This is a genomic window from Streptomyces diacarni (assembly GCF_003323715.1).
Lineage (GTDB): Bacteria > Actinomycetota > Actinomycetes > Streptomycetales > Streptomycetaceae > Streptomyces > Streptomyces diacarni.
This window is the reverse complement of sequence record NZ_QOIN01000061.1, coordinates 101,852-126,309: the sequence shown is the minus strand read 5'-3', so window position 1 is coordinate 126,309 and position 24,458 is coordinate 101,852. Positions and strand designations below refer to the sequence as shown.

The window sequence follows — 24,458 nt, the reverse complement described above, 5'->3', positions numbered from 1 at the left end:
CCCTTGACGCACTTGTCGGCTTCGGCTTTCACGGCGAGACCCCCAGCACTGGTATTGCACTCTACGCAACGACTGTTTCGCACTGCACAACCTGCACGTGAGCCGTGAGGCTACGAGCCCGGTGCGGGCAGGGCAATAGGTCTGAACCAATTAGTCCTGGCTCGGCCGGGGCCGGTCGGGTCGGGGGAGGGACCGAGGTATGAGTGAGAGCGGCGGGCCGCTGGTTCTGGACACGGCACGGCGCCGGGCGGGGGCGACCAGGAGATCGTCCGCTTCGGCCACGACCCGCGGGGCAACCTCGCCGAGGTCACCGGTTCAACCGGTGACGCATGGCGCTTCGGGTACGACGAGGCCGCACGGATCGTCTCCTGAACGGACGCCAACGACTCGCACGACGCGTACGCCTACGACACACAGGACCGCCGCGTGTGGCAGTCCGGCGCCGAAGGCCACATGCACGACACCTTCGACCACAGCCCGCCCGACCCGGCGACCGGCCACCGCGTGACGAAGGTGACCAACTCCCCCGGTCACCGCACCACTACACCTGGGACGCCGAAGACCGCCCGACCCGGGTCACCACCCCGGGCGGCACGCAGTGGCACCAGCACTCCAGCAACCGGTCGATGAGAATCAGTGGACAATCGAATGGAAGGGCGATGCGCTCCCCGTCAGGGGCGATGAGTGAGCACCCTGCGGACCGCCTCGGTGCGCCCGGCACGATCTTGACTGACCGTGCGTTGACCTGAGCGTCACAGAGGGTCAGAATGCATGGCAGTCCCGACCTCCTCACCGCCCTACGGAGGACACCGCCCCATGGCCCTGCGGTCTCCGCGTCTGCCGACCCCGCCGTCCAATCCGTACGGGGCGCACCCGGGGGCCGGGTGGGCGCCGCCGCCCGGGCCGGCGGACGCGCAGCGTGCGGCAGCCGCCAGGAAGCGGATCCTCATCGGGGCGGTCGTCGCCTTCCTGGCACTCGTCTACGTCGTACCCCTCTGCAGCCGGCTGTTCTGACAGCCCTATGGCGCGAGGCACGGCGTCGACGTACGACGCCGCAGCACGGCGAAACGCACGCGGGAAGCGGCGAAGTGGGACACGACTGCGAGGTTGCGAGGTCATCTGATGTGGAAGCGGGGGGCGGCCGGGGAGGTCGCAGGACCGGACGTGGCCAACGCCGCGGGCGGAGGAGGGGCCGCCGGGGCGGCAACCGCCCACCCCGCGTCCCCGGACCACCCGGGGACCCGGGCGGCGGCGTGGCGGGAGATCCCCAGCGACGTGGAACGACGACTGTACGAGGCGAAGTCGCGGCACGACTGGGCCGCCTATCTGGACGTGCTGGCCGGCGAGTCGCTGTACCACGCGGCCCCGCGCGGCTGGCTGGAGGCGCATCCGGGGCGGGTCGCCATCACCCCGGTGTGGCGTCCCGAGATCCGTGCCTGGTGCACCCCCGTCTACACGGAGGCCATGCTTCCGGCGCCGATCGACAACCCTGTCTTCTTCTCGCAGAGCCTGGGGTGGTTCGCCCGCGGCTGGGAGGCGACCGACCCCCCGTGGCTGGCGGTCAATCCGGGCTCGCCCTGTGAGGCGTATTTCCCGTCGGGGCCGGGTTTCCGCGCACTGTGGCAGCGCCACGCGGACAACGTCAGGGACGCGTGCGCCCCTCCGCACGAGACGCTGCGCACTTTGTGGGTCGGCGGACCGCGCACCGGCGCGGTCGCGCGGGGACTGGCGTGCGGGGCGTTGATGTCCGTGAAGAACGGCAGGTACTGGAACGCCCTCGGTCACGGTCACGGCTACACCGACGAACGGCGTCTTCTGGACCGCTGGTGGGGCGTCACGACGCGGGAGACGTGGCAGCGCCACCAGGAGGACCTGCTCACGGCGGAGATGAGCAGCCCCGTGTGGGAGTTCACCTTAGGGGTGCGGCACAGTCTGGCGCAGGACTTCGGCGGCCACGTGGAGACCGGTCACTGGCGGCTGGCCACCGAACGGGTGCTGCGCAGCCGGGTGTCCACCGCTCGCGTCGAACTCTCCCCAGAGGGGGTCACCCGTACGGAGGGCCCGTCGGAGGAGGAGATGGAGGCGCAGGTCGCGGGCGTCAAACGGCTCATCGGGCGCATCACCAGGTATGAGGCGCGCTTCCGCGCCGACGGGCTGCTGCCCGAGGGGCGGTTCGTCCGTTCGGTGGCCGCCTGGGACTACGGCCGCGCCTCCAACATGGCCCGCTTCGGGTTGGGCGCACGCTTTTGCACCCTGGCCGAGGCGGAGGAGGCCGTGCTGCGCGCGGGGCGTGTGAGCACCGCCGCGTACCGCTCGTGGGAGGACTTCTCCGCGGGGTACGCGCTCGGCCGCTGCCTGCACTTCGACGACGAGGAGTTCGGTCCCTTCTACGAGGAGACGCTGACCGGACACCGCCTCCTCACGACGGAGCCGGAGAGCCCCTGGCTGACCATCCCGTTCCGCTCAGAGGGGGACTGATCGAGGGGACTGGCTCCAGGGGCTGGCGGCTTGGGAATCCGGGCGGCCGCTCAGCAGTACGGCGCCTGCCCCGTGAGGGAGGCCGCCACCTGCTGGAAGACCCCGAAGAGGCGGAAGAGGCCGGGTAGTTCGCCCCGCACCAGGACCGTACGGTCGTCCGTCCGCGTCACCCCGGGTACGCCCTCCAGCTGCTGGGCCACGGAGGCCGACTGCCAGCGCACGGCGAGGGCGTGCTCCGTCGTGTCGGGCACCATGCGCGTACGGGACGCGGCGTCGCGCACCCCCTCGGCGGTCGCCTCCTCGATGGCGGCCCGCGCTTCCTGAGCGGGGCGCAGCCGGGCGGCGAACCGGTCGCGGGCGTACTTCACCGGTGCCGTGCGCACGTGCGCGTCCCACTCCTTCACCTCCTCGCAGGCCACGTCGCAGCCCGAGAGCGCCACCACGGGCACACCGATCGCGGTGGCTGCCGCGTACGAGAAGCCGATCTCCCCCATCGCGCGTGTCCCGTCCAGCCACATGTCCTCGATCTCGTGTCCCATGTAGCTGTGGCTGAGCACTCCCAGCGAGCCCGCCCGCGCGTGGTAGCCGACGCATACGACGGCGTCGAACGAGGCGTCCAGGTCCTGGATCATCCCCATCGGCTTCGGTTTGCCGCGTACCAGGGAGGCCGCCGGATGCAGGTCCTCCACGAGCAGGTTCCGCATCGTGCTGTGCGTGTCGTTGACGAGGACCTCGCCCGCACCGCCGGCCAGTGCGCCTCGCACGGCCGCGTTGACGTCCTGCGTCATCATCACGCGCCCGCGCTCGTAGTCCCGGCCGCCCATCTGTACGTCGTCGGCGCCCACCAGACCGGTCACGCCTTCCATGTCGGCGCTGACGTACACCCTCATGTCCCGTGTCTCAGCCATCCGCCGAGTCTCCCAGCACGGCCCCAGCCGCCGCGGCCGTAACCCCGCGTCCGGCGAAGGCCGCGCGAGAATGCGGCCATGCGGACGCACCCACCGGCCCCTGCACCCGGCCGCCCCCTGCTCCTCTTCGACGGGGACTGCGGCTTCTGCACCACCGCGGTGCGCTTCGGCGAACGGCGGGTACGGCCCCGCTGCACGAGCCTGCCGTGGCAGTGCGCCGAGCCGGCCGAACTCGCCGCGCTCGGCGTCACCCCCGCACGCGCCGCGCGTGAGGTGCTGTGGGTGACACCGGCCGGGACGGTGCACGGGGGCGCACAGGCCGTCGCGAAAGCCCTGCTGAGCGCGGGCGGCGCCTGGCCGGTGGTGGGCGCCTCGCTGACACTGCCGCCGCTTCGGTGGGCGGCGGCCGGCCTCTACCGCCTCGTCGCCGCGAACCGGCACCGCCTGCCCGGCGGCACCGCCGCCTGCGCGGCGGGCGAGGCGGGCCACTCGGGCCACTCCCCCACCCGCCACACCCCGCAGGGCACCCCCTGAACCGTCGCTAGGCTCATCCCATGACGACACCCGCACCGCCGCCGCCACCGCACCCCCAGCCGCAGCCGGCCCCGGGGCCGCAGCCGGGGCCGACTCCGGCTGCGGCCCCGGCGCTACGGGCCATCGAGTGGGACGGCACGACTTGGGACGACCCGTCCGCGGACCAACTCCACGACCTGCTGGCCGACATGAACCTGCGGTTCCGGTTCGTCGTCGTCGAGCGGCCCGGAAAGGAGCCCGCGGGCCACCACTACATGCAGGTCCACCTCAACGACGACTTCAGCTACCAGGTCGAATACCGCGAGGGCGGCCCCGAACACCACTTCCAGGCCCACGTACCCGCCCAACCGGAAATGCTCCGCCCGCAGCCGGTGGCAGGCATCCTCCAGGCGTGGGCGTTCGAGAGGCCCGGCTGGCGCGAAGCTCTCGACTGGACCCCCTGGAACGGCTCCCCGAACTGAACGCTCGGCCGACCCGGGAGCCGGGCTCCCGGTCGGCGGCGGAACCGGCCGCGGGCCGTCCCCTCGCCCTCAGTTGATGGACTGGATCTCCTGGACGGTCACGTTCCGCGTGTCGCCGAACCGGCCGTCCGGCAGCTCGTCGTCACCGGCCCCGCCGGTGCCCTCCCACGAGGCGTCCCACGTGAGCGTCGCCTTCAACGGGTAACCGCCGCCGTCCTGCGTCGCCCGCAGATACGTCACCCCGCACGGCGGCGTCTTCTTCCCCGAACCCTTCTCGTACGGGCTCCCGATCCCACCGTCCTCACCCACCGGGCACTCCCCCGAACCCGGATGCAGCCTCGCGTCCTCCGTCCCCGCGGACAGCGCCAACGACTCCGGCTTCACCGTCGTCGTCGCCGAAATCTTCGCGCCCCCGCCCAGATCGACGGACGCCGTCACCGACAACGGCCGGTACGTGCCCTTGTCCAGCCACACCCACGTCGGCAGATTCACCGTCTGCCGGTCCTTCGGATTCAGCTCAACCTCAGTGTCCGGAACCTGGATCCGCTCGTACGCCAGAGCGGACAGAATCTTCGGACTGATCGCGTTCTCCACCTCCGGCTGCTCACCGTTCTTCACCCAGAACGGCAACTCCGTACACGACTGCGCCTTCGCCGCGTCCGGCTCATTCGGATTAGGCACCGCCGCCCAAAAACTCCCCTCCCCCTGCTTGTCCAGGTTGAAGTCCTCGTACTTCCCCTCCGTATAGCGTTCCCAGATCGCCGAATCCGTCTCCTGCTTGTTCCCTCCATTATTCGGTGACCGACCCGTCACCGAGAACGGAGAGTCCTCAAGTTTCGCCTTCAATTCCTTCGGTGAATAGGTAGGGGCATACCAGCACGGCGGCGGTGACCAATTGCTCCCCGCCGGAACGGACAGGTTGCCGCCCCCACCGGAGCCGTCGCCGGAACCAGAGCCCGAGTAGGTGATGACTCTCTTGCCTGACGCCGCCGCTGAAGCCTGCTTGTCGGTGAACCCTGCACCAACGTCCAGGTACGGTTCATCTCTCGCCTGCGAGGAGGGTGCTCCCAGAGCGAGGAAAGCCAGGCAGGCTCCCGTGATCACGGAGACTCTCGGAGTCAGCCTTTGCATTTCTCAACCGCCTCCCCCTCGAACAGGAACGTCCGCGCTTTCCATGCTCGCTGCTTCTGCTTCGGCTTCTGCATCACGAGCGTCAAACGGGTGTAGTCCTTGTCACTCGCTTCGGTGCGGCGAGTCTTACCGGTCTTGATTTCCTTGCTGAAGAAGTCGGACTGATCGACACAGAAGGCCACTTCGATCAAATTCCCTTTGACCATATCCCCGACTTCTTCGTTGTAAATGCGCTCCTTACCGGTCACCGTGAGCCCTTCCTTCACGTCCGCCTTAATTTTCGCCGTGGCGAACTCCGCAGCCGTCTGCAAGGGGATCGTGTGCCGCAGGAGAACCGGGTCCTTGGGATCCTGTTCGACGGTGCCGTGATTAAGCGCCCGCATATAATCCGCAGCGCCGTCAAGAGCAGCAGCCTTATTGTCGTCAGCCGGTTTCTCCCAAGCGAAGACCATGTCGATGTCGTCGGGAAGCTCGATGTCGGAGGTGCGGAAGTCCGCGGTGTCGCCCTCGGCGGGGGCGCCGCTCTTACTCGGGCTCGCGGACTTGTCCGCCGAGCCCCCGGCTCCGTCGATCTTGTCGTCCTTGGAACCGTCTCCCCCTCCCCCACACCCGGCGAGCAGGAACACTGCGGCTGCGGTGGCGGCGGCCATCGGGTGGGCAGGACGGGCGAGTCGCACGGCGGGCTCCTGAGCGTCAGGTGACTGTCGTGCACCTGACGGTAGCAAGCGTGAGCAGCTGATCGCTCGGTGTATGGGCATGCCTCAGCCCAATCCCCGTACGAACTGGGTGGGTTCACCTCACGCACCCGCGCACTCGGTTCCCGTGCCCGCTCAGGGCACCGCCAACTTCCGCACGGCCCGCGAGGCCCGCCGCTTCCGGCTCCGGTGATCAGTGCCGGTTCGCGGTGACCGGCGCCTCGGTCTGTGCGGGTGTGGCGTTCCGGGTGGCCGGCGTGCCGCGTTGGGATGAGGTCGCACGGGTACGCGGAATCGCGAGGGTGAGCAGGAGGCCGGCGACCGTGGCGAGTACCGCGACCACGTAGGTCATGCGGAAGCCGCCCTCCGTCGGCAGCTGCGTCGAGCCGAGCCGCATGGTCATGTTGGCCAGGATGGCTGCCATGACCGCGCTGGCGGTGGAGGTGCCGATGGAGCGCATGAGCGCGTTGATCCCGTTGGCGGACGCCGTCTCGGTGACGGGGACGGCGTCCATGATCAATGCGGGCATGGCGGCGTAGGCGATGCCGACGCCCGCGCTGATGATCATTGAGGTGAGGACGATCTGCCACACCTGCCCCATCAGCAGCAGGCCGGCGCCGTAGCCGATGCCGATGACGGCGATTCCTGTGAGCAGGGAGGTGCGTGCGCCGTATCGGGCGGTGATGCGGGCGGAGACGGGTGAGAGGGCCATCATGACCAGACCGCCCGGTGCCAGGGCGAGGCCGGCGGCCAGGATGGACTGGCCCAGCCCGTAGCCGGTGGCCTCGGGCGACTGGAGCAGCTGGGGCAGGGTCAGCGACATGGCGTACATGGCGAATCCGACCAGGACGGACGCCAGGTTGGTGAACAGCACCGGTCGGCGCACGGTGACCCGGAGATCCACCAGGGGCTGGGGCACGCGCGTCTCGTACCAGCCCCACAGGACCAGAACGACGACGCCCGCCGCGAACAGGCCCAGTGTCGTGCCGCTTGCCCAGCCCCAGTCGCCGCCCTTGGTGACCGGAAGCAGCGCGAGCACCAGGCCGCCGGCGAGACCGACCGCCCCTGGAGCGTCGAACCGTCCCGGGGACAGGTTCGGGGACTCGGACAGCAGCCAGGTCACCAGCAGCAGGCAGACGACGCCGAGGGCGGCGGAGAGCCAGAACAGGACGTGCCAGTCCGCGTTTTGGACGAGGGCGGCCGACACCGGCAGACCGATCGCGCCGCCGACGCCGAGCGTGGCGCTGACCAGGGAGACGGCGCCGCCCACTCGGGCTGCCGGGAGCTCGTCGCGCAGGACGCTGATACCGACGGGTATGACGCCGGTGGCCAGGCCCTGCAACGCGCGTCCCACGATCACGGGAACCAGGCTGTCGGAGACGGCGCAGACGAGGGAGCCCACGATGAGCGCGAGCAGGCTGACGATGACGACCCGCCGTTTGCCGTACATGTCGCCGAGTCGGCCCGCGATCGGGGTGACCACGGCCGCCGCGAGGAGCGTGGCGGTGACCACCCACGACGCGTTGGAGGCCGAGGCGTCGAGCAGGTGCGGCAGTTGCGGGATGATCGGTACGACCAGTGTCTGCATGAGCGACACGACGATGCCGCTGAGGGCGATCACGGCGGTGATCGTGCCCGGCCCCCGCGTGCGGGCGGAACGGGTGGACAAGAGAGCTCTCCTCGAGGGGGTCTGCGGTCCGCTGGCGCGGACGGCGAGTGAACGGCGCGGTTATCCGGGCTTCGGCGCGCCCGCGGGTGGGGGAGTGCCGAGAGCGGTTTGGGGGCCGGTGAGCAGTTCGCGGCGCAGGCGCAGGATCTGTTTCGGGGCGTTCCAGCCGAGGACGGCGCACACGCGTCCGTTCGTCCGGTAGACCCCCGTGAAGCGATCGTGTTCCGTGTCGGCCTCATGCGTCTCGAACTCCGCCTCGGGCGTGATGAGCCCGTGTACGACGATCTTGTGCGGTCCCTGGTCCGTCCAGAAGAACGGCACCCAGTCCAGCTCTCGGTGCCCGCCCAGCAGGTCCGCCGCGACCACGCGGGCCTGGTCCCCCGCGTGCATCCGGTGTTCCAGGCGTAGGTGCCGGCCGTGCGGCGGGCAGTACCAGGCCGCGACGTCGCCGCAGGCGTGGACGCCCGGTGCGGCGCGGCCCACCGCGTCGCACCGGATACCGTCCGCCAGGTCGAGCCCCGTCGTGCCGCACCAGCCCACGTCCGGCGCCGAGCCGATCGCGGTGAGTACGGTATCGGCGGGCAGCCGGGTGCCGTTGTCCAGCAGGACCCGGAGGTCTCCGCTTCCGGGCGGGCCATCGCCCTGGCGTACCGCCTCGACGGCTGTGCCGGTCAGCACCGTGGCGCCGGCCGCGGCGAGCCGCTCCCCCGTGAGGGAACCGACCTGCTCGCCGAGCCCTGGCAACACGGTGGGCGTCGGGGTCACCAGGGTGACCTCGCACCCCATGGACAGCGCCGTCCATGCCGTCTCGGTGCCGAGGAATCCGCCGCCGACCACGACCAGGCGCCGGCCCGGACGCAAGCGTCCGGTCAGGGAGTGCGCGTCTTCGAGCGTCTTCAGCGTCACGGCACCGGCGTGCTCGGCGATGCCGGGAAGCGTGCGAGGCGTGACACCCGTGGCGATGACCAGGTCGGTGTACGGGAGTCGCCGTCCGTCGTCCAGGCTGACGGTGCGGGCGGCGAGGTCGGCGCCGGTCGCCCGGCGCCCCCGGTGCACGGTGGCGCCGAGCCGGTCGAGCGTGTCCGGTCCGGCCAGCCAGAGCTGTTCGGCGTCCGCAGCGCCGGTGAGGAAGCGCTTGGACAGCGGCGGCCTGTCGTAGGGCGGGTGGTTCTCCGCGCCGACGAGGGTGAGGGCCTCGTCGTAGCCCAGGTGCCGCAGCTCCTGGGCTACGCCCAGGCCGGCGGCGCCGGTTCCGACGACGACGATGTGCCGGCTCACCGGCCGTCCGTCGCGATGGCCGCTGCGGGGCACACGCGGGCGGCCTCCTGAACGCGGGGGCGCTCGTCTTCCGGCGTCTCCTCGGTAAGCAGGACGGCGACCCCGTCCTCGTCGCGTTGGTCGAACACGTCGGGGGCGACCAGGACGCACTGGCCGGCGCCGACGCACTTGCCTTCATCAATGGTGATCTTCATGCGTGGGCCTCCTACCAGGCAACGGTGAAAGAGTTGAGTCCGTGGATACGGCTGTGCTGCTTGAGGTCGTACGGGCCGGAATCCTCGGCTTCACGCAGGGTGGGCACCCGCGTGAACAGGGTGCGGAAGGTCAGCAGCAGTTCCAGGCGGGCCAGCGCCTGGCCGAGGCACTGGTGCGTGCCGTGGCTGAAGGCGAGGTGCCCACGTGCGGGACGCCGCACGTCGAAGACGTCCGGGTCCTCGAAGGCCGCGGAGTCGCGGTTGGCCGAGGGCAGGGAGATGAGCACACCGTCTCCGGGACGGAGGGGGCAGTCGCCGACCGTCATCTCCTCCCTGACGGCGAACTGCCGCGGGTGGTGGGCGACGGACAGGTACCGCAGCAGTTCCTCGATCGCCTCTGCCTGCGCCGCCTCGTCACCGGCGAGGAACAACTCCCGCTGGGCGGGATGGCGCAGGAACAGCGCGGTGCCCAGGCCGATCATGTTGCCCGTGGTCTCGAAGCCCGCGACGAGCAGGGTCATGGCGATGGTGACCAGTTCCGGCCGGTCGATCGTGCCGGGCAGCACGAGGTCGCGGGCGAGCTGTGAGAGCACGTCGTCGCCGTCGGCTTCGCTGATCCGCTCGCCCACCAGCGCGTCCAGGTACGCGGCCAGCTCGCCCAGGGCGACGCGCACCTCGTCCGGGTCCGAGTCGCCGGCCAGCGCACGGGAGGCGGCGTCCTCGAAGAAGGCGTGGTCCGCGTAGGGCACGCCCAGCAGCAGGCAGATGACCCGGGCCGGTATGGGCCGGGCCACCAGCTTCACCAGGTCGGCGGGCGAGCCCTCCGCCAGCAGCTCGTCGACAGCCTCGTCGACCGTCCGCTGGATGTCCTCGCGCAGGGCGTGCACCCGCTTGACCGTGAAGTGCCGAGCCAGCCGGCGTCGCTGCGTCAGGTGGTCGGGGTCGTCAGTACGGATCAGACTTTCGTTCCTGTCGTCCCGCTGCTGCACGTCACTGGGGCTGAACAGGGGGAAGCCCGGGCTGTCGAACCGGGCGGAGAGGCCCGTGCTCGACAGGATGGTCTTGGCGTCCTCGTATCGGGTGATCAGCCGCGGCTCGGCGCCTTCCAGCGCCTGGACCCTCGGCAGCCCCGGGATGGCACGGAGCCGGCTGAACTCGGCTGGCGGGCTGAAGGGGCATCCGCGCGCCGTCGGATAGGCGAGGGCGGCTTGCCCCTCGGACGGATCTGCGCTCACGCGTTACTCCTTTGTTCGTGGGGGGGAGGCAGAGCAGCGCACACACTTGTTGTTCACCATGCATGCATTGTTCACCCTACACATGCATTGCATTGTGCACAAACGCCCTCATGCGCAGACCGCTGAGAGTGCGAAGGCAAGCAGGCAGGAGGCGTACGCGATGATGGGGCCATGTCGACGTGTCGGTGCGGGAAGGACAGGGTCATGGACGAAGAAGAGCGCCGGCTCATCGACCTCGAACGGGAGCTGACCCTCCTGTGCCGGCACTTCGTCGCCTCACGCGGGCCCCGCTCGGGCCAGACCCTGGAACGTTCCGCCTACGTGCTGCTCACCCGCCTGGAAGCCGGTGATCCGCTCACGCTCAAAGAACTGGCCCACACCTTCCAGGTCAATGTCTCCACCATCAACCGCCAGGTCAGCCCCATGCTCAAAATGGGTTTGGTGGAGCGCATCCCCGACCCCGACGGCGGCATGGCGCGCAAGTACCGGCCCACCACCCTGGGCCTGGAGCGGCTCAGAGTCGACCGGGAGATCAGCCTCGAAGGCGCCGCACGCCTCATCAGGACCACGGAGTGGACGGACACGACGACTCAGCACTTCCTGACCCTGCTGAGTCAGCTCAACCAGAGCATCGAACGACTGGAAGGGCTGTCCTTGGACCGCTCACCCGAGACGAGCACCCCCACCGACCCGGCTCACTGACGCTTCGCGCCACAGGTCTCGGTGCTGTTCGGTCTTCCCGGGAAGAGAGCGCCGAGTCGAGGTGTCGGAACGATCGCTCAGCGGGGTGGAAACCGCTCAGCGGGTAGCCCGTGGAAGCCGACGCCCAACCCCTGGGCCGGCAGGGCACTGTGGCCCTGCCCCCGCCGCTCCCGAGGGGCGGCCTCTTTCTGGGCTGGTGCGGGTCGTGCGGCTCAGAAGACAGTGCGGCTCTGCCGGGCGGAGAAATTATCTGAGCTCGCCGTGAACTTTTCCGCGGGGACCGCCATCGAACTCCTCGGTACCGAAGATCGGTCCTCTCGTTCCGGGCAGCGACGTCCAGTCGCGTTCGTCCGGGGAGGGGGCGGGATTCGTGGTGGGGGGCGCTCTCAGGGACGGGGACGCCTCCCGCCGCTCCCCCATGCCCGGGCCGGGCAAGGCCGGGCCGGGCCGGGCCAAGAGCCCACCACGCACTCAGCGCGCGCCGCGCGGCAGGCAGCACACGCCGCGCCCCGACCCGCTCTCCCGGAAGAGGGCGGACGAGGCGCGGTTCGCATGCTGCGGCACTACGCGGGTGCGCGCGGGCGCGGGGCGCTCAGCGCTGAGCCGGCGCTGACAGGCCCGGGGGCTACTTCTTGCCGCCGCCCTTGCCGTCCTTACCGCCCTTGCCGTTGTCCCCGTTGGGGCCCATGGTCTCGTAGATCTCCTTGCACATGGGGCAGACCGGGTACTTCTTGGGGTCGCGCCCCGGGACCCACACCTTGCCGCAGAGCGCGACGACGGGCGTACCGTCCATCGCGCTCGCCATGATCTTGTCCTTCTGGACATAGTGGGCGAACCGCTCGTGGTCGCCGTCACCGTGCGATGTCTGCGGGGTCGGTTCGACGAGTGTGCCGGTGCCCGCCCCGCGCTCGGGCTCAAGAGTGCTCATGCGGTCCAAGGGTACTCATGCGCCCGTGACACGTCAGGCATGGGCGGTGACCCGCGTCACCCCTGCGGGGCCCTGCCGCGCCGGGCGTACCGCCTCGGGGGCCGGGGCCCCGGGCCATGGGGCTGCGGTCAGTTCAGGGAGGGGTCGTCGGGGTACGTCGCGACCAGCGCCAACTCGCTGCGCTGCCGCCGCAGTACCGACCGCCACAGCCGCTCGGGGTCGGGCGAGGAGACGTCGCCGGGCTCGGACTCGACCACGTACCACGCGCCTTCGGACAGCTCCTTCTCCAGTTGCCCGGGGCCCCAGCCCGCGTACCCGGCGAAGATCCGCAGGGAGCCCAGTTCGGCGGCGAGCAGTTCGGGCGGGGCCTCCAGGTCGACGAGGCCGATGGCGCCGTGCACCCGGCGCCATCCGAGGGGGCCGTCGGTGTCGAGCACGGCTTCCATGGCCTCCATGGCCTCCATGGAACCCGCCGCGTCCCCGGCCCCGCCGGTGTCCGGCTCGACGGTCCCGTCCCCGGCCCCGGACCCGGCATCGGCGCCGGCCTCAGTCCCGGGTCCTGACCCGGTTTCCGACCCCGCCTTGGAGCCGGATCCGGCACCCGTGCCGGCAACCGCTTCCGCACCGGCACCCGTGCCGGCAGCCGCACCCGAGCCCGTACCCCCGCTCACATCCCCACCGGGCTCGGAGCCGCCCTCCGCAACACCGGCCCCGGCATCGGCCGCGCCGCCGCGAGCGCCGCCGCCACGAGCAGTGCCGCCCCCGTCGCTCTCCTCTTCGCCATCGGCGCCCGCATCCGCATCCGTGCCGGTACCCACGTCACCGTCGCCCCGCCCCGTTCTTCGGGAGGGGACCACGGCGACGCCGAGGGCGGCGTCGAGGGAGACAGGGCCGCCCTGGAAGACGACGCCCGGCTCGCCGGCGAGGGGAGCCCACGGCTCCAAAATGTCGCCGACGTCCACCGGGGTGGGGCGGTTGAGGACGACGCCCAGTGAGCCCGCCTCGTCGTGGTCGAGGAGGAGCACCACCGCGCGGTCGAAGTTCGGGTCGGCCAGCACCGGTGTGGCGACGAGCAGCCGCCCGGTGAGCGAGGACACCTCGGTCATACCGCAATGATCCCGCACCCGGGCCTTTCGCGGGGACCCAACGGCCGGATCGAAGGGCGTTCGGGGCGTGATCGGGGGCGAAGAGGGGGTGGAAAAGGGGGTGGGAAGGGGGCCGGGGACGTGCCGGCCGTCCCGCCGTGGCACAGTGGCCGCCCCGTTGCAGACCCGTCGTGGCCCCGTCGCGACGGGGCCGCCTCCGCGGTGGACCCACCCGTCGCAACACGGTACGCAACGGACATCTAACCCAGCGTGTTATTGCTTACCTGTGACAGTCGCAGGCCCCCTTCGGGCTTGGGTTCGCCCCGGACGGGGCCATTACGCTTGCCTGTTGTCCCATCCCGTCTCGCGGAATCGCGGAGATCCATGACCGACAGCCCAGCCGACGTACTCCTCGTCCACGGTGGCGCCCCGCTCGAGGGTGAGCTCCGTGTGCGGGGTGCGAAGAACCTCGTTCCCAAGGCCATGGTCGCCGCGCTGCTGGGCGGCGAACCGAGTCGCCTGCGCAACGTGCCGGACATCCGCGATGTCCGGGTCGTACGTGGACTGCTCCAGCTGCACGGTGTCACGGTGCGTACGGGGGACGAGGACGGCGAGCTGGTGCTCGATCCGTCCCATGTGGAGAGCGCCAACGTCGCGGACATCGACGCGCACGCGGGCTCGTCCAGGATTCCGATCCTGTTCTGCGGTCCGCTGCTGCACCGGCTCGGTCACGCCTTCATCCCGGGTCTGGGCGGCTGCGACATCGGCGGGCGTCCGGTGGACTTCCACTTCGACGTGCTGCGCAAGTTCGGCGCGACGATCGAGAAGCGCGCGGACGGGCAGTACCTGGAGGCCCCGCAGCGGCTGCGCGGCACCAAGATCCGGCTGCCGTACCCGTCGGTCGGCTCGACGGAGCAGGTGCTGCTGACGGCGGTGCTGGCGGACGGCGTCACGGAGCTGTCGAACGCGGCGGTCGAGCCGGAGATCGAGGACCTGATCTGCGTCCTGCAGAAGATGGGCGCGATCATCTCGCTGGACACGGACCGTACGATCCGCATCACGGGCGTGGACAAGCTGGGCGGTTACACGCACCGCGCCCTGCCGGACCGGCTTGAGGCGGCCTCGTGGGCGAGCGCGGCGCTGGCGACCGAGGGCAGCGTGTTCGTGCGGGGCGCCGAGCAGCGCTCGATGATCACCTTCCTGAACACCTACCGCAAGGTCGGTGGCGCCTTCGAGATCGGTGACGAGGGCATCCGCTTCTGGCACCCGGGCGGCCCGCTGAACGCCATCGCGCTGGAGACGGACGTGCACCCCGGTTTCCAGACGGACTGGCAGCAGCCGCTGGTGGTCGCGTTGACGCAGGCCTCGGGGCTGTCGATCGTGCACGAGACGGTGTACGAGTCGCGTCTCGGCTTCACCTCCGCGCTCAACCAGATGGGCGCGCACATCCAGCTCTACCGCGAGTGCCTGGGCGGCATGCCGTGCCGTTTCGGGCAGCGCAACTTCCTGCACTCGGCGGTGGTGTCGGGGCCGACGAAGCTCCAGGGCACCGATCTGATCATCCCGGACCTGCGGGGCGGCTTCTCGTATCTGATCGCCGCGCTGGCCGCGCAGGGCACCTCGCGGGTGCACGGCATCGACCTGATCAACCGCGGTTACGAGAACTTCCAGCAGAAGCTGGTGGATCTGGGCGCCAAGTTCGAACATCCGTGACCGCACGCGTCACCGCCGCGGGCCCGCTCCCTTGCCGGAGCGGGCCCGCGTGCGTGCGCGCAGGCCACACGTGACGGCGGTCTGCCCGCGTCAGCCCGCCGTGAGCGGGTAGTGGTCGGAGAGGTTGCCGTAGGTGTACTCCTTGCCCCAGCTGGTCACCGTCCAGGGCTCCGTCCGCTCCTTGACCACGTGGTTCGTCCAGTTGTCCGGGCGGGCGTGGCCGCGGCGGTGCAGGACGTGGTCGAGGTCCTCGGACGGGTCGTCGGGGTAGCGGTCGGCGGCCACGGAGTTCTCCTTCGTGTCGAAGGAGTAGGGGTGTCCCGTGCGGGCGTCGGCGGGGACGAGACCGGCGTCGGAGAGCATCGAGGCGTACGCGTCGCCGTGGCGGTCGACGTTCAGGTCACCGGCGACGACGACCTGTTCGTCGGCCGGGATGTGCTGGGCGTCCAGGAAGGTGTCGATCTCCTTGAACTGGCCGGCGCGTACGGAGACGTCCTCGCCGCTGCCGCAGGAGGAGTCGGTGGCCTGCGTGTGGGTGCCGACGACGTGCACTCTGGTGCCGCGCACGTCCAGCACCGCGTAGAGGAAGCCCTTGTTGGAGAAGGCGTCGGAGCCGCAGCCGTCCGTGAAGATGTGCTGTTCCTTGTGCAGCACGGGCCACTTGCTGAGCAGGGTGACGCCGCCGTCCTCGGGGGTGACAGCGGAGTACGCGCCACTGGTGGCGTCCCAGCCGCTCGTGCTCCGGCCCACCACCGGGGTCTGGTACGGGTAGCGGTCGGCGGCGTTCTTCTTGAGCGCGTCGGAGGCGGAGTTGTCGAACATCTCCTCCAGCACGACCACGTCCTGGCCCTGGAAGAAGTCCGCCTTCGGGATGGCCTCGGCCCGGTGGTCCTGGCCCCAGTTGGGGTAGAGGTTCTTGCTGAACAGGAAGGTGTTGTAGTTGAGCACCTTCAGCCGCGGGGTGTCGGAGGAGGGTGCGGCGGCCGCTGCCGGGGTGGCGGCGCCGAGCGCGGCGGTGACGGCCAGGACGACGGTGCCCAGGGCGGCACGCGAGCGGCGACGGGAACTGTTCACGCGGTCTCCTCCTCCACCGGAACGGAATCTCACGCGGTCTCCTCGACGAGAACGGGGTGGTCGTGCGGGGTGAGCGTGCACCGGGATCCCGGGGTGAGGGAGCCGGCCTCCCAGCTGGGCAGGTCGGCCTTGGCCTCGGCGCCGGAGGCGGTGGTCAGGTGGAGGCGGGTGGTGCCGCCGAGGAACGTGGCGACGCGCACGGTCGCCGCCTCGCCGGGGCCCGCGCCGTCAGCGGTGACGGCCGCGCCGGGCTTCCCGCCCTCCCCGGCGCTGACCCGCAGGCTCTCGGGCCGCAGCAGGACCTCGACCGCGTGTCCGGCGTCCGGGCAGTCGCCGTGGACGGGCAGCCGCTGCCCCAGCACCTCAACGGTGCGCTCGTCGCCCATGACGCCGGGCAGCCGGTTCATGGTGCCGACGAACTCGGCGACGAACGGCGTGGCGGGCCGCTCGTACAGCTCGCTGGGGGGCGCGCACTGCTCCAGGCGGCCGTCCTTCATCACGGCGACGCGGTCGGCCATCGACAGCGCCTCCTCCTGGTCGTGGGTGACGAAGACGGTGGTGATGCCCAGCTCCAGCTGGAGGCGGCGGATCTCCTCGCGCAGTTGGAGGCGCACCTTGGCGTCGAGTGCGGACAGCGGCTCGTCCAAAAGCAGGACGCGGGGCCGGATGGCCAGCGCGCGGGCGAGGGCGACGCGCTGCTGCTGGCCGCCGGAGAGCTGGTGCGGGTAGTGCTTGTCGCGTCCCGGCAGCCCGACGAGTTCCAGCAGTTCGGCGGCGCGTTCGGCGCGCTCGGCCTTGGGGGCCTTGCGGACGCGCAGCCCGTAGGCGACGTTCTCGGCGGCCGTCATGTTGGGAAAGAGGCTGTAGGACTGGAAGACCATGCCGATGTCGCGCCGGTTGGCGGGGGTGGCGGTGACGTCCTCGCCGCCCATCAGGAGTTCGCCCGCGTCGGCGGTCTCGAAGCCGGCGATGATGCGCAGTGCGGTGGTCTTGCCGCATCCTGAGGGGCCGAGGAGGGCGACGAGTTCGCCGGGGGCGATGTCCAGGTCGAGTCCGTCGAGCGCCGTGGTGGTGCCGAAGGTGCGGCGCAGCCCGCCCAGCCGCAGGCCGACGCCGCCGGAGCGGGTCTCGGCGGCCGGCGGGCTCTGGTGCGCGGTCGTGGCGGTGGTGGTCATGCGGTGGTCTTCCTCCCCTTACGGGCCCGCCCGCCGGCGAGGTTGGTGAGCAGGAGCAGCAGGCCCCAGGTGATGAGCAGGCTGAGCATGGCGGCGGCGACGGAGAGCTGCGCCTCGTACTCGCCGACGTGGACCATCCACACGGAGAACGGCTCGAATCCGAGCACCGTGGCGACGGTGTACTCGCCCAGCACCATGGCCAGGCTGAGGACGGCGCCGCTGACGAGGGCGGGCCGCAGGTTGGGCACGACGACCCGCCACAGGGTGGCGAGGCGGGAGGCGCCGAGGCTGCGTGAGGCCTCCACGAGGGTGGCCAGGTCCACGGCGCGCAGACCCGCGTCCAGCGAGCGGTAGAGGAACGGCAGCGACATGACGGTGTAGACGAGGACGAGCACCAGCGGGAAGTTCTTGTTCACCAGCACCTGGAAGGTGCCCCACAGGGGCGTGTCGGCCAGGTCCTGCTGCCAGGACAGTACGGTGCTGACCCCGGCGACCAGGGCGACGGGCGGCACGATGAGCGGCACCATGCACAGCACTTCGACGACGCGCCGCAGCTTGGGCAGCCGCAGGGTGACGACGACCATGGTGGGCACCATCAGCAGCAGTCCGAGGGCGACGGTGGCCAGGCCCAGCCGCAGGGAGAGACCGAGGCTGGTGGCCATGCCGTCGTCGCCGAGGCCCTTGGCGTAGGCGTCGAGGGTGACGCCCTTGGCGGGGTCGTCGACGGTGAACCAGAGCGAGGCGGCGACGGGGACGAGGAAGTAGAGCCCGGCCAGCAGCAGCACGAGGGCGCTGCCGTACGAGCGCTTCCGGCGCGCGGGGCGTGCGCGGCGCGCGGGGGTCACGGTCAGCCCAGCCATCGGTTGCTCCGTCGTTGCAGCGGGATCTGTACGGCCATGACGAGCAGCGCGATGACCACCATGTTGAGGCTCATGGCGAGGGCGAGGTTCTCCTGGCCGACGAGGACGTTGCCCGAGAGGGCGTTGGCGATCTGAATGGTGATCAGCGGTACGGAGCTGCCGGTCATCACGGCGGCGGTGGCGTGCGAGGCGAAGGCGGTGCCGAACATCAGCACGGCGCCCCCCAGCAGCGAGGGCATCAGCACGGGCAGCCCCACATGGCGCCAGAACTGGGCGCGGGTGGCGCCGCAGGAGGCGGCGGCCTCCCGCCACTGTGCGCGCACGCCGTCCAGCGCGGGCAGGATGGTGACGATCATCAGCGGCACCATGAAGTACAGGTAGGCGAGCACCAGTCCGGCGAACGTGTAGAGGCTGAAGCCGGTCGCCTTCAGGTGCAGCAGCCGCGTCACGGTACCGGTGGTGCCGAGCGTGGCGATGAAGGCGAAGGCGAGCGGGGCGCCGCTGAAGTTGGCGAAGACACCGGAAGCGGAGACGACGGCCTTGCGCAGGGCGCTGCGGCGCGAGGCCAGTACGGCCTGGGCTATGACGGTGCCCAGCACGGTGGCCACCACCGCGCTGAGCAGGGAGAGTTTGACGCTGCCCGCCAGGCCGGTGGCGTACGCGCCGGACAGGGAGGTGCGCACGTTCTCCAGGCTGTGGTGGCTCGCGCCGGTGTCCGGGTCGATGACGGTGAACGCGTTGTAGGCCAGGGTGCAGGCCGGGAGGCCGAAGCAGACGGCCATGAAGGCGAAGAACGGCACGACGGCGGGCCAGCGCCACCGGCGCACGGCCGCGCCGCGCCGGCGAGCCGGGCGCGCGGGCGCCGGTGGTGCCGGCTCCTCGCTCGTACGGGCGGGGGCGGGGGTCGTCACAGCCATCAGCTGACCGCCGCGCCCCAGCCCTGGCTGATGGTCTTCTGCGCCTTGGCCTCCTGCTCGGCGCTGGGGAACTTCGGCGTGCCGTCGACCTCGGGCAGCTTGGCCGCGGCCTTCTCGTCGGCGGTGCCGTCCTTCTCCATCTCCTCCAGCAGCGCCGGCCGGGAGAAGCCCCGCAGCCAGATGTTCTGGCCCTCGGGGCTGTAGAGGAACTCCAGCCACAGCCGGGCCGCGGCCGGGTGGGGCGCGTACTTGTTGACGCCCTGGTTGTAGTACTGCGAGTACTGGCCGTCCTGGGGGACGTTCACCTTCCAGTCGACACCCTTGGACTTCAGCTCGGCCCCGTAGCCCAGGTTGAGGTAGTCCCAGTCGATGGAGATGGGCGTCTCGCCCTTCTGGATGGTCGCCTTGGTGGACTCCACGGGCACGTAGTTGCCCGCCTTCTTGAGCTTCTTGAAGAAGTCGAGGCCGGGCTGCACGTCGTCGAAGCCGCCGCCGTTGGCGAGGGCCGCGGCGATGATCGCGGAGAACGCCGAGGAGGACTCGTTCGGGTTGCCGTTGAGAGCGACCTTGTTCTTGTACTGCGGCTTGAGCAGGTCCTCGAACGTCTTGGGGCACTCCTTGACGGCCTTGGCGTCGCAGCCGATGGAGATGTAGCCGCCGTAGTTGTTCATGTAGGACGCGTCGGGCTGCTTCTGCGAGTCGGGTATGTCCGCCCAGCCCTTGACCTTGTAGGGCGTCAGCAGCTTCTTGGACTTGGCGGCCCGCATGAAGGAGGTGCCCAGGTCCAGGGCGTCGACGGCGCGGTCCTGGCCCTTGCGCTTGGCGGCGGCGTTCAACGCGCCCTGGCTGCTGCCGCCCGGATCCTCGTTGTGCACCTCGATGCCGTACTTCTTCTCGAAGGCCTTGATCATCTCGCCGTAGTTGGCCCAGGTCGGCGCGAGGGCGTAGACGTTGAGCTCGCCCTCCTTCTTCGCCGCCTCCACCAGCTTGTCCATGCCGCCCAGGTCCGCGGCCGAGCGGGCCTTCGCCGCCTCGCTGTCGCCACCCTGCGCCGGTGCCGAGCCGCAACCCGTGGCCACGGCGGAGAGGGTGACGGCCGCTGCCGCGGCAGCCAGCACTCGGCTGCCACGGAGGCCTCGGCGGCTGTGATGGTGTGCCTTCACGTCTCTACTCCCGGGGTTCGCGCCCGCCACCTGTATGGACAAGCTCGATTCATTGAGCTTGGGCAAGCTAACAGCACCCACCCGGCGGCGCAAAGCCTGGGGCATCCTCAAACCCCCAGCTCAAAGCGTTATTTGCGAACAGGTTTAGCACCGCTGAACTGGGGTTATACGCATCTGCCACACCCGTGGATGTGCACTTCGTTGCGCACAGGTGGCATGATCGGGCCAAGCCCGCGCACCAGCACAGGACCCCGCACCACCGACGAGACCGCGCGCACACACCGACGAGCGCGCGCACGCACCGACGAGACCGCGCAGCACCACGAGGAGCCGCCCCATGTCCGAGCCCCGGCGCCACGAGCGGATCGCCGACGAGTTGCGGCGCGCCATCGCCGACGGGCACTATCCGGTCGGGGCCGCACTCCCCTCCGAAGCCGAACTCGCCGCCGCGCACGACGCCTCACGCGGCACCGTGCGGCAAGCCGTCGCCGCGCTGCTCGCCGAAGGCCTCATCGGCTCCCGGCAAGGCGCGCGCCGCGTCGTCCTGTCCACCACACCCAGCCAGAGCTTCACCGAACTGCGCAGCTTCGCCCAGTGGGCGCGCGCCGGCGGACGCACCGCGGGCGGCCGGGTCCTGGCCTCCTCCTGGGACACCGCCCGCACCGACGAGGCCGGCCTGCTCCAGGTACGGCACAAGGACCCCGTCCTGCGCGTGCTGCGGCTGCGCACCCTCGACTCCGAACCGGTACTGCTGGAGCGCACCGTCTACGCCGAATGGATCGGCACGGCCGTCGCGGCACTGCCCGAGGACTGCGAATCGGTCACCCAACGGCTCTACGACGACACCGGACTCGTCCTCGCCCACGGCGAACACCACCTCGACGCCGTCGCCGCCGGCACCGCCGACGCCGACCACCTGCGGCTGCGCCGGGGCAGCCCGCTGCTGCGCGTACGCCGCACCACCACCACCGCCGAAGGACGGCCCGTGGAGACCTCGGACGACCGCTACCGTCCAGGATCCGTCGTCTTCACCGTCCGCAACTCCACCCAGACCAACCCGCTCGCGCGCACCCGCGCCTGAGCGGCCCGGGCCGGGCCCCCGGGCCCGCGCCGGCCCCCGCCTCCGCCCGCGCCCGCGCCCGGCCCCGACCCGGGGCCGGGGCCGGTGGTCGCCTGGGCCCGATCCCGTCCGCCCCCTTCTCGGAGAACTGCGAGCACGCATTGCCCACCACCCTCACGCCCGCCGCCCTGCCTGCCGCCCTCCTGTGCGACATGGACGGCACCCTCGTCGACACGGAACGCGACTGGCTCGCCACCCTGGCCGACCTGCTGGCCGCACACGGCGCCGACGCCGACGAGGCCGCGCTGAAGCCCTTCGCCGGGCTCCCGCTCGACGGAGCGGGAGCCCTCGTCGCCGAGCGCACCGAGATGGCGGCCGAGGCCGCCGAGGCCCAGCTCGGCGAGACCTTCACCGCACGGGTGCGAGCCGGAGTGACGGTGCAGCCGGGCGCCCTGCGCCTGCTCGACAGCGCCCGGGCCCTGGGCGTGCCTGTGGCACTTGTCACGGCGTCCGAACGCGTGATCGCCGACCTCGTGCTGGACACGCTCGGGCCGCACCGCTTCACCTGCTCGGTGGCGCACGGAGAGACCGAACGGGGCAAGCCCCACCCCGACCCCTACCTCGCCGCCGCGCGGCTCCTGCGGGTGGCTCCCAAGGCCTGTCTGGCCGTCGAGGACACGCCCACGGGGGCCGCGTCGGCGCGGGCCGCCGGGTGCCGGGTGGTGGCCGTCCCCACGGTCGACGGTATCCCCTCCGGAGCCGACACCCTCCTGGTCCGGTCCCTCGAAGAGGTGGACCTCACGCGGCTCCCCTTCCCCGCGCCCCTTTTGCCCTAGCCGGGCGGGCTCTGTTGAGAGGTGCCCTGGCCGGGTGGGCTCCGCCTAGGGAGTGCGCCTCGCCCTCGCGGGCGCCCCTGCGGGTGCGCCCCGCAGGGGCGCGGGGAACTGCGCGCTCAGCCACGACGCACCGGCAGTCGGCCCGCCAGGGCCAGGGGCACCCCGGTGGCCCCGGCCCCCGACCGGGGCTGTGGGAGGCGGGCGCCCCATGGGGGCGCGGGCGCATGCGAAAGGGCGGCCTCCCCGGAGGGAGGCCGCCCTGGGTGCTGAGGCTTACTTGCCCTTCGCAGCTTCCTTGAGCTTGGAGCCCGCCGACACCTTGACGCTGTACCCGGCCGGGATCTCGATCGGGTCACCGGTCTGCGGGTTGCGCGCGGTGCGCGCAGCCCGGTGGGTGCGCTCGAAGGTGAGGAAGCCGGGGATGGTGACCTTCTCGTCGCCCTTGGCGACGACCTCGCCGACGGTCTCGGCGAATGCCGACAGGATCGCGTCGGCGTCCTTACGGGTCACCTCGGCCCGCTCGGACAGAGCGGCCACCAGCTCACTGCGGTTCATAATTCGTACTCCCGTGTTCTTCTTGCCGATGAGGCGTGCCACGCGGCAGAGCCGCATTTCGGACCAAGCGAAGCCGATGCTGCCAGGGCCCTACGACAGTCTCCGGACCCGGGTCCGCCTTCGGGCCCGCGCGCCCCGTGGGGTATCCCCCCGGACGACGTCCTCGGCGGGGTTACCCCCTCGGACAAGTCCTTGGGAATGCATCCTGCCCCTACCTGCGGCGGGAAAGCCAATCCGATGTCTTCCGGACGTCTCCGGTTGCGGCCACCCTAGAGGGCCGCCCGGGTGAACCTTCCCACGACGCGCCGGGCCGGGGGCTCGGGTGAGCCCCCGGCGGAGCGGGGCGGGGCCCCGGCCGGGTCAGGCCTGGGTGGAGGTGGCCCTGGCCGGCTCGCTCAGGGCGCTCTTGCCGGTGGCCTGTACGGCCTCGCGGACCGCTCCCGCGACCGCGCCGGAGACCTTCTCGTTGAAGACGCTGGGGATGATGTAGTTCGGGTTCAGCTCGTCCTCGCCGACGACGTCGGCGAGTGCGCGGGCTGCCGCCAGCATCATGGTGTCGGTCACGGTGCGCGACTGCGCGTCCAGGAGGCCGCGGAAGACGCCGGGGAAGACCAGCACGTTGTTGATCTGGTTGGGGAAGTCGGAGCGGCCCGTCGCCACGACCGCGGCGGACTCGCGGGCCGCCGCGGGGTCGACCTCGGGGTCGGGGTTGGCGAGCGCGAAGACGATGGCGCCGTCGGCCATCTTGGCGACGTCGTCGCCGTCGAGCACGTTCGGGGCGGAGACGCCGATGAAGACGTCCGCGCCGACCACGACCTCCTTGAGGGTGCCGGTGTGGCCCTCGGGGTTGGTGTTGTCGGCGACCCACCGCATCGGCGAGTTCTGGTCGGCGTCGGCGACGTCCTTGCGGCCCGCGTGCACGACGCCGTGGATGTCGGCGACGACGGCGTGCTTGACGCCCGCCTCCAGCAGGAGTTTCAGGATGGCCGTGCCGGCGGCGCCCGCGCCCGACATCACCACGCGGATGTCCTCGATCCGCTTGCCGACCACGCGCAGCGCGTTGTAGAGCGAGGCGAGGACGACGATGGCGGTGCCGTGCTGGTCGTCGTGGAAGACGGGGATGTCGACGGCCTCCCGCAGCCGCGCCTCGATCTCGAAGCAGCGGGGCGCGGAGATGTCCTCCAGGTTGATGCCGGCGAAGCCAGGCGCCAGGGCTTTGACGATCTGCACGATGGCGTCGGTGTCCTGGGTGTCCAGGCAGATCGGCCAGGCGTCGATGCCGGCGAAGCGCTTGAAGAGGGCCGCCTTGCCCTCCATGACGGGCAGTGCGGCCTTGGGGCCGATGTTGCCCAGGCCCAGCACGGCGGAGCCGTCGGTGACGACGGCGACGCTGTTGCGCTTGATCGTCAGGCGCCGGGCGTCCTCGGGGTGCTCGGCGATCTGCGTGCAGACGCGTGCCACGCCGGGCGTGTAGATCATGGACAGGTCGTCACGGTTGCGAATCGGATGCTTGGACGACATCTCGATCTTGCCGCCGAGGTGCATCAGGAAGGTACGGTCGGAGACCTTGCCGAGTGTGACGCCCTCGATGGAGCGCAGCTCGGCCACGATCTCGTCGGCGTGCGCCGTCGAGCTCGCGGCGATCGTCACGTCGATCCGCAGCCGCTCGTGGCCCGAGGCGGTGACGTCGAGGCCGGTGACCGAGCCGCCGGACGACTCCACGACCGTGGTGAGCTGACTGACCGCCGTCCCGCCTGCGGGGACCTCCAGGCGGACCGTCATCGAGTAGGAGACGCTTGGCGCCATT

24 protein-coding genes and 1 pseudogene are annotated in these 24,458 nt (G+C 71.0%); 8 read left to right on the top strand and 17 right to left on the bottom strand.

Going from position 1 to position 24,458, the window contains the following annotated elements; all coding sequences use genetic code 11:
• The first annotated feature begins 771 nt into the window (after positions 1-771).
• Positions 772-1,014, top strand: a complete 243-nt coding sequence (locus tag DTL70_RS29175; RefSeq protein WP_147266833.1) for a hypothetical protein — start codon at positions 772-774, stop codon at positions 1,012-1,014.
• 108 nt (positions 1,015-1,122) lie between these two features.
• Positions 1,123-2,478 carry a DUF1266 domain-containing protein gene (locus DTL70_RS29170; RefSeq protein WP_114024996.1) on the top strand — a complete coding sequence of 452 codons (1,356 nt, stop codon included), beginning with the start codon at positions 1,123-1,125 and terminating at the stop codon, positions 2,476-2,478.
• 50 nt (positions 2,479-2,528) lie between these two features.
• On the opposite strand, the gene DTL70_RS29165 is transcribed toward DTL70_RS29170, so the two are convergent.
• Positions 2,529-3,368: a M55 family metallopeptidase gene (locus DTL70_RS29165; protein ID WP_114025042.1), complete on the bottom strand. Its 840-nt coding sequence runs from the start codon at positions 3,366-3,368 to the stop codon at positions 2,529-2,531.
• 96 nt (positions 3,369-3,464) lie between these two features.
• On the opposite strand from DTL70_RS29165, the gene DTL70_RS29160 reads away from it, so the two are divergent.
• Together DTL70_RS29160 and DTL70_RS29150 are read left to right on the top strand one after the other, a co-directional pair.
• Entirely contained in the window at positions 3,465-3,920 is a 456-nt protein-coding gene (locus DTL70_RS29160; protein ID WP_114024995.1) for a thiol-disulfide oxidoreductase DCC family protein, read from the top strand.
• Positions 3,921-3,940: 20 nt separating this feature from the next.
• Positions 3,941-4,381 (top strand): hypothetical protein, encoded by a 441-nt coding sequence (locus tag DTL70_RS29150; protein ID WP_245979954.1) that lies wholly within the window; start codon positions 3,941-3,943, stop codon positions 4,379-4,381.
• Between the two features lie 69 nt (positions 4,382-4,450).
• On the opposite strand, the gene DTL70_RS29145 is transcribed toward DTL70_RS29150, so the two are convergent.
• The 6 genes from DTL70_RS29145 to DTL70_RS29120 form a co-directional block, all read right to left on the bottom strand.
• Positions 4,451-5,485, bottom strand: a complete 1,035-nt coding sequence (locus tag DTL70_RS29145; RefSeq protein ID WP_245979952.1) for a hypothetical protein — start codon at positions 5,483-5,485, stop codon at positions 4,451-4,453.
• Positions 5,486-5,499: 14 nt separating this feature from the next.
• Positions 5,500-6,189, bottom strand: coding sequence for a hypothetical protein (locus DTL70_RS29140; RefSeq protein ID WP_114024993.1), 690 nt, complete (start codon positions 6,187-6,189; stop codon positions 5,500-5,502).
• 211 nt (positions 6,190-6,400) lie between these two features.
• On the bottom strand, positions 6,401-7,876 hold the full coding sequence (locus DTL70_RS29135) for an MFS transporter (RefSeq protein ID WP_114024992.1): 1,476 nt from the start codon (positions 7,874-7,876) through the stop codon (positions 6,401-6,403).
• Positions 7,877-7,936: 60 nt separating this feature from the next.
• Positions 7,937-9,154 carry an NAD(P)/FAD-dependent oxidoreductase gene (locus DTL70_RS29130; protein WP_181861128.1) on the bottom strand — a complete coding sequence of 406 codons (1,218 nt, stop codon included), beginning with the start codon at positions 9,152-9,154 and terminating at the stop codon, positions 7,937-7,939.
• Entirely contained in the window at positions 9,151-9,348 is a 198-nt protein-coding gene (locus DTL70_RS29125; RefSeq protein WP_114024990.1) for a ferredoxin, read from the bottom strand. Before DTL70_RS29125 ends, DTL70_RS29130 begins: the two co-directional genes overlap by 4 nt.
• 11 nt (positions 9,349-9,359) lie before the next feature.
• Positions 9,360-10,583 (bottom strand): cytochrome P450, encoded by a 1,224-nt coding sequence (locus DTL70_RS29120; RefSeq protein WP_114024989.1) that lies wholly within the window; start codon positions 10,581-10,583, stop codon positions 9,360-9,362.
• A gap of 204 nt (positions 10,584-10,787) precedes the next feature.
• Here DTL70_RS29120 and DTL70_RS29115 point away from each other — a divergent pair, with 204 nt between their 5' ends.
• Positions 10,788-11,285: a MarR family winged helix-turn-helix transcriptional regulator gene (locus DTL70_RS29115; protein ID WP_114024988.1), complete on the top strand. Its 498-nt coding sequence runs from the start codon at positions 10,788-10,790 to the stop codon at positions 11,283-11,285.
• A 625-nt stretch (positions 11,286-11,910) separates the two neighbouring features.
• On the opposite strand, the gene DTL70_RS29110 is transcribed toward DTL70_RS29115, so the two are convergent.
• The 3 genes and pseudogenes from DTL70_RS29110 to DTL70_RS34565 all read right to left on the bottom strand — a co-directional run.
• Complete coding sequence (locus DTL70_RS29110; RefSeq protein ID WP_114024987.1) at positions 11,911-12,213, bottom strand: DUF3039 domain-containing protein; 303 nt, start codon at positions 12,211-12,213, stop codon at positions 11,911-11,913.
• A 128-nt stretch (positions 12,214-12,341) separates the two neighbouring features.
• Positions 12,342-12,884 carry a YqgE/AlgH family protein gene (locus tag DTL70_RS35210; RefSeq protein ID WP_425470423.1) on the bottom strand — a complete coding sequence of 181 codons (543 nt, stop codon included), beginning with the start codon at positions 12,882-12,884 and terminating at the stop codon, positions 12,342-12,344.
• Between the two features lie 162 nt (positions 12,885-13,046).
• Positions 13,047-13,319 (bottom strand): annotated as a pseudogene (locus DTL70_RS34565) (YqgE/AlgH family protein); the annotation flags it as partial.
• A gap of 363 nt (positions 13,320-13,682) precedes the next feature.
• Here DTL70_RS34565 and murA point away from each other — a divergent pair.
• Entirely contained in the window at positions 13,683-15,011 is a 1,329-nt protein-coding gene (gene murA, locus DTL70_RS29095; RefSeq protein WP_114024986.1) for a UDP-N-acetylglucosamine 1-carboxyvinyltransferase, read from the top strand.
• Between the two features lie 90 nt (positions 15,012-15,101).
• Here the strand turns inward: murA and sph are convergent, their stop codons facing one another.
• Genes sph through DTL70_RS29070 form a run of 5 tightly spaced genes read right to left on the bottom strand, consistent with a single transcriptional unit; the run spans position 15,102 to position 20,200 of the window.
• Positions 15,102-16,085, bottom strand: a complete 984-nt coding sequence (gene sph, locus DTL70_RS29090) for a sphingomyelin phosphodiesterase (RefSeq protein ID WP_114024985.1) — start codon at positions 16,083-16,085, stop codon at positions 15,102-15,104.
• A gap of 29 nt (positions 16,086-16,114) precedes the next feature.
• Positions 16,115-17,260 carry an ABC transporter ATP-binding protein gene (locus DTL70_RS29085; protein ID WP_114024984.1) on the bottom strand — a complete coding sequence of 382 codons (1,146 nt, stop codon included), beginning with the start codon at positions 17,258-17,260 and terminating at the stop codon, positions 16,115-16,117.
• Complete coding sequence (locus DTL70_RS29080; protein ID WP_114024983.1) at positions 17,257-18,120, bottom strand: ABC transporter permease; 864 nt, start codon at positions 18,118-18,120, stop codon at positions 17,257-17,259. The genes DTL70_RS29085 and DTL70_RS29080 overlap by 4 nt, the downstream gene beginning before the upstream one ends.
• Positions 18,108-19,037: an ABC transporter permease gene (locus DTL70_RS29075; RefSeq protein WP_245979947.1), complete on the bottom strand. Its 930-nt coding sequence runs from the start codon at positions 19,035-19,037 to the stop codon at positions 18,108-18,110. Before DTL70_RS29075 ends, DTL70_RS29080 begins: the two co-directional genes overlap by 13 nt.
• Complete coding sequence (locus DTL70_RS29070) at positions 19,037-20,200, bottom strand: ABC transporter substrate-binding protein (protein WP_425470419.1); 1,164 nt, start codon at positions 20,198-20,200, stop codon at positions 19,037-19,039. The genes DTL70_RS29075 and DTL70_RS29070 overlap by 1 nt, the downstream gene beginning before the upstream one ends.
• Before the next feature lie 337 nt (positions 20,201-20,537).
• Here DTL70_RS29070 and DTL70_RS29065 point away from each other — a divergent pair, with 337 nt between their 5' ends.
• Positions 20,538-21,281 (top strand): GntR family transcriptional regulator, encoded by a 744-nt coding sequence (locus DTL70_RS29065; RefSeq protein WP_114024980.1) that lies wholly within the window; start codon positions 20,538-20,540, stop codon positions 21,279-21,281.
• Positions 21,282-21,421: 140 nt separating this feature from the next.
• Positions 21,422-22,096 (top strand): HAD family hydrolase, encoded by a 675-nt coding sequence (locus DTL70_RS29060; protein WP_281278737.1) that lies wholly within the window; start codon positions 21,422-21,424, stop codon positions 22,094-22,096.
• Positions 22,097-22,369: 273 nt separating this feature from the next.
• Here DTL70_RS29060 and DTL70_RS29055 read toward each other — a convergent pair whose 3' ends face one another.
• On the bottom strand, positions 22,370-22,651 hold the full coding sequence (locus DTL70_RS29055; protein WP_114013781.1) for an HU family DNA-binding protein: 282 nt from the start codon (positions 22,649-22,651) through the stop codon (positions 22,370-22,372).
• 360 nt (positions 22,652-23,011) lie between these two features.
• The gene (locus DTL70_RS29050) at positions 23,012-24,457 is read right to left on the bottom strand and encodes an NAD-dependent malic enzyme (protein ID WP_114024979.1); all 1,446 of its coding nucleotides are present in this window, start codon (positions 24,455-24,457) and stop codon (positions 23,012-23,014) included.
• Between the last annotated feature and the right edge of the window lies 1 nt (position 24,458).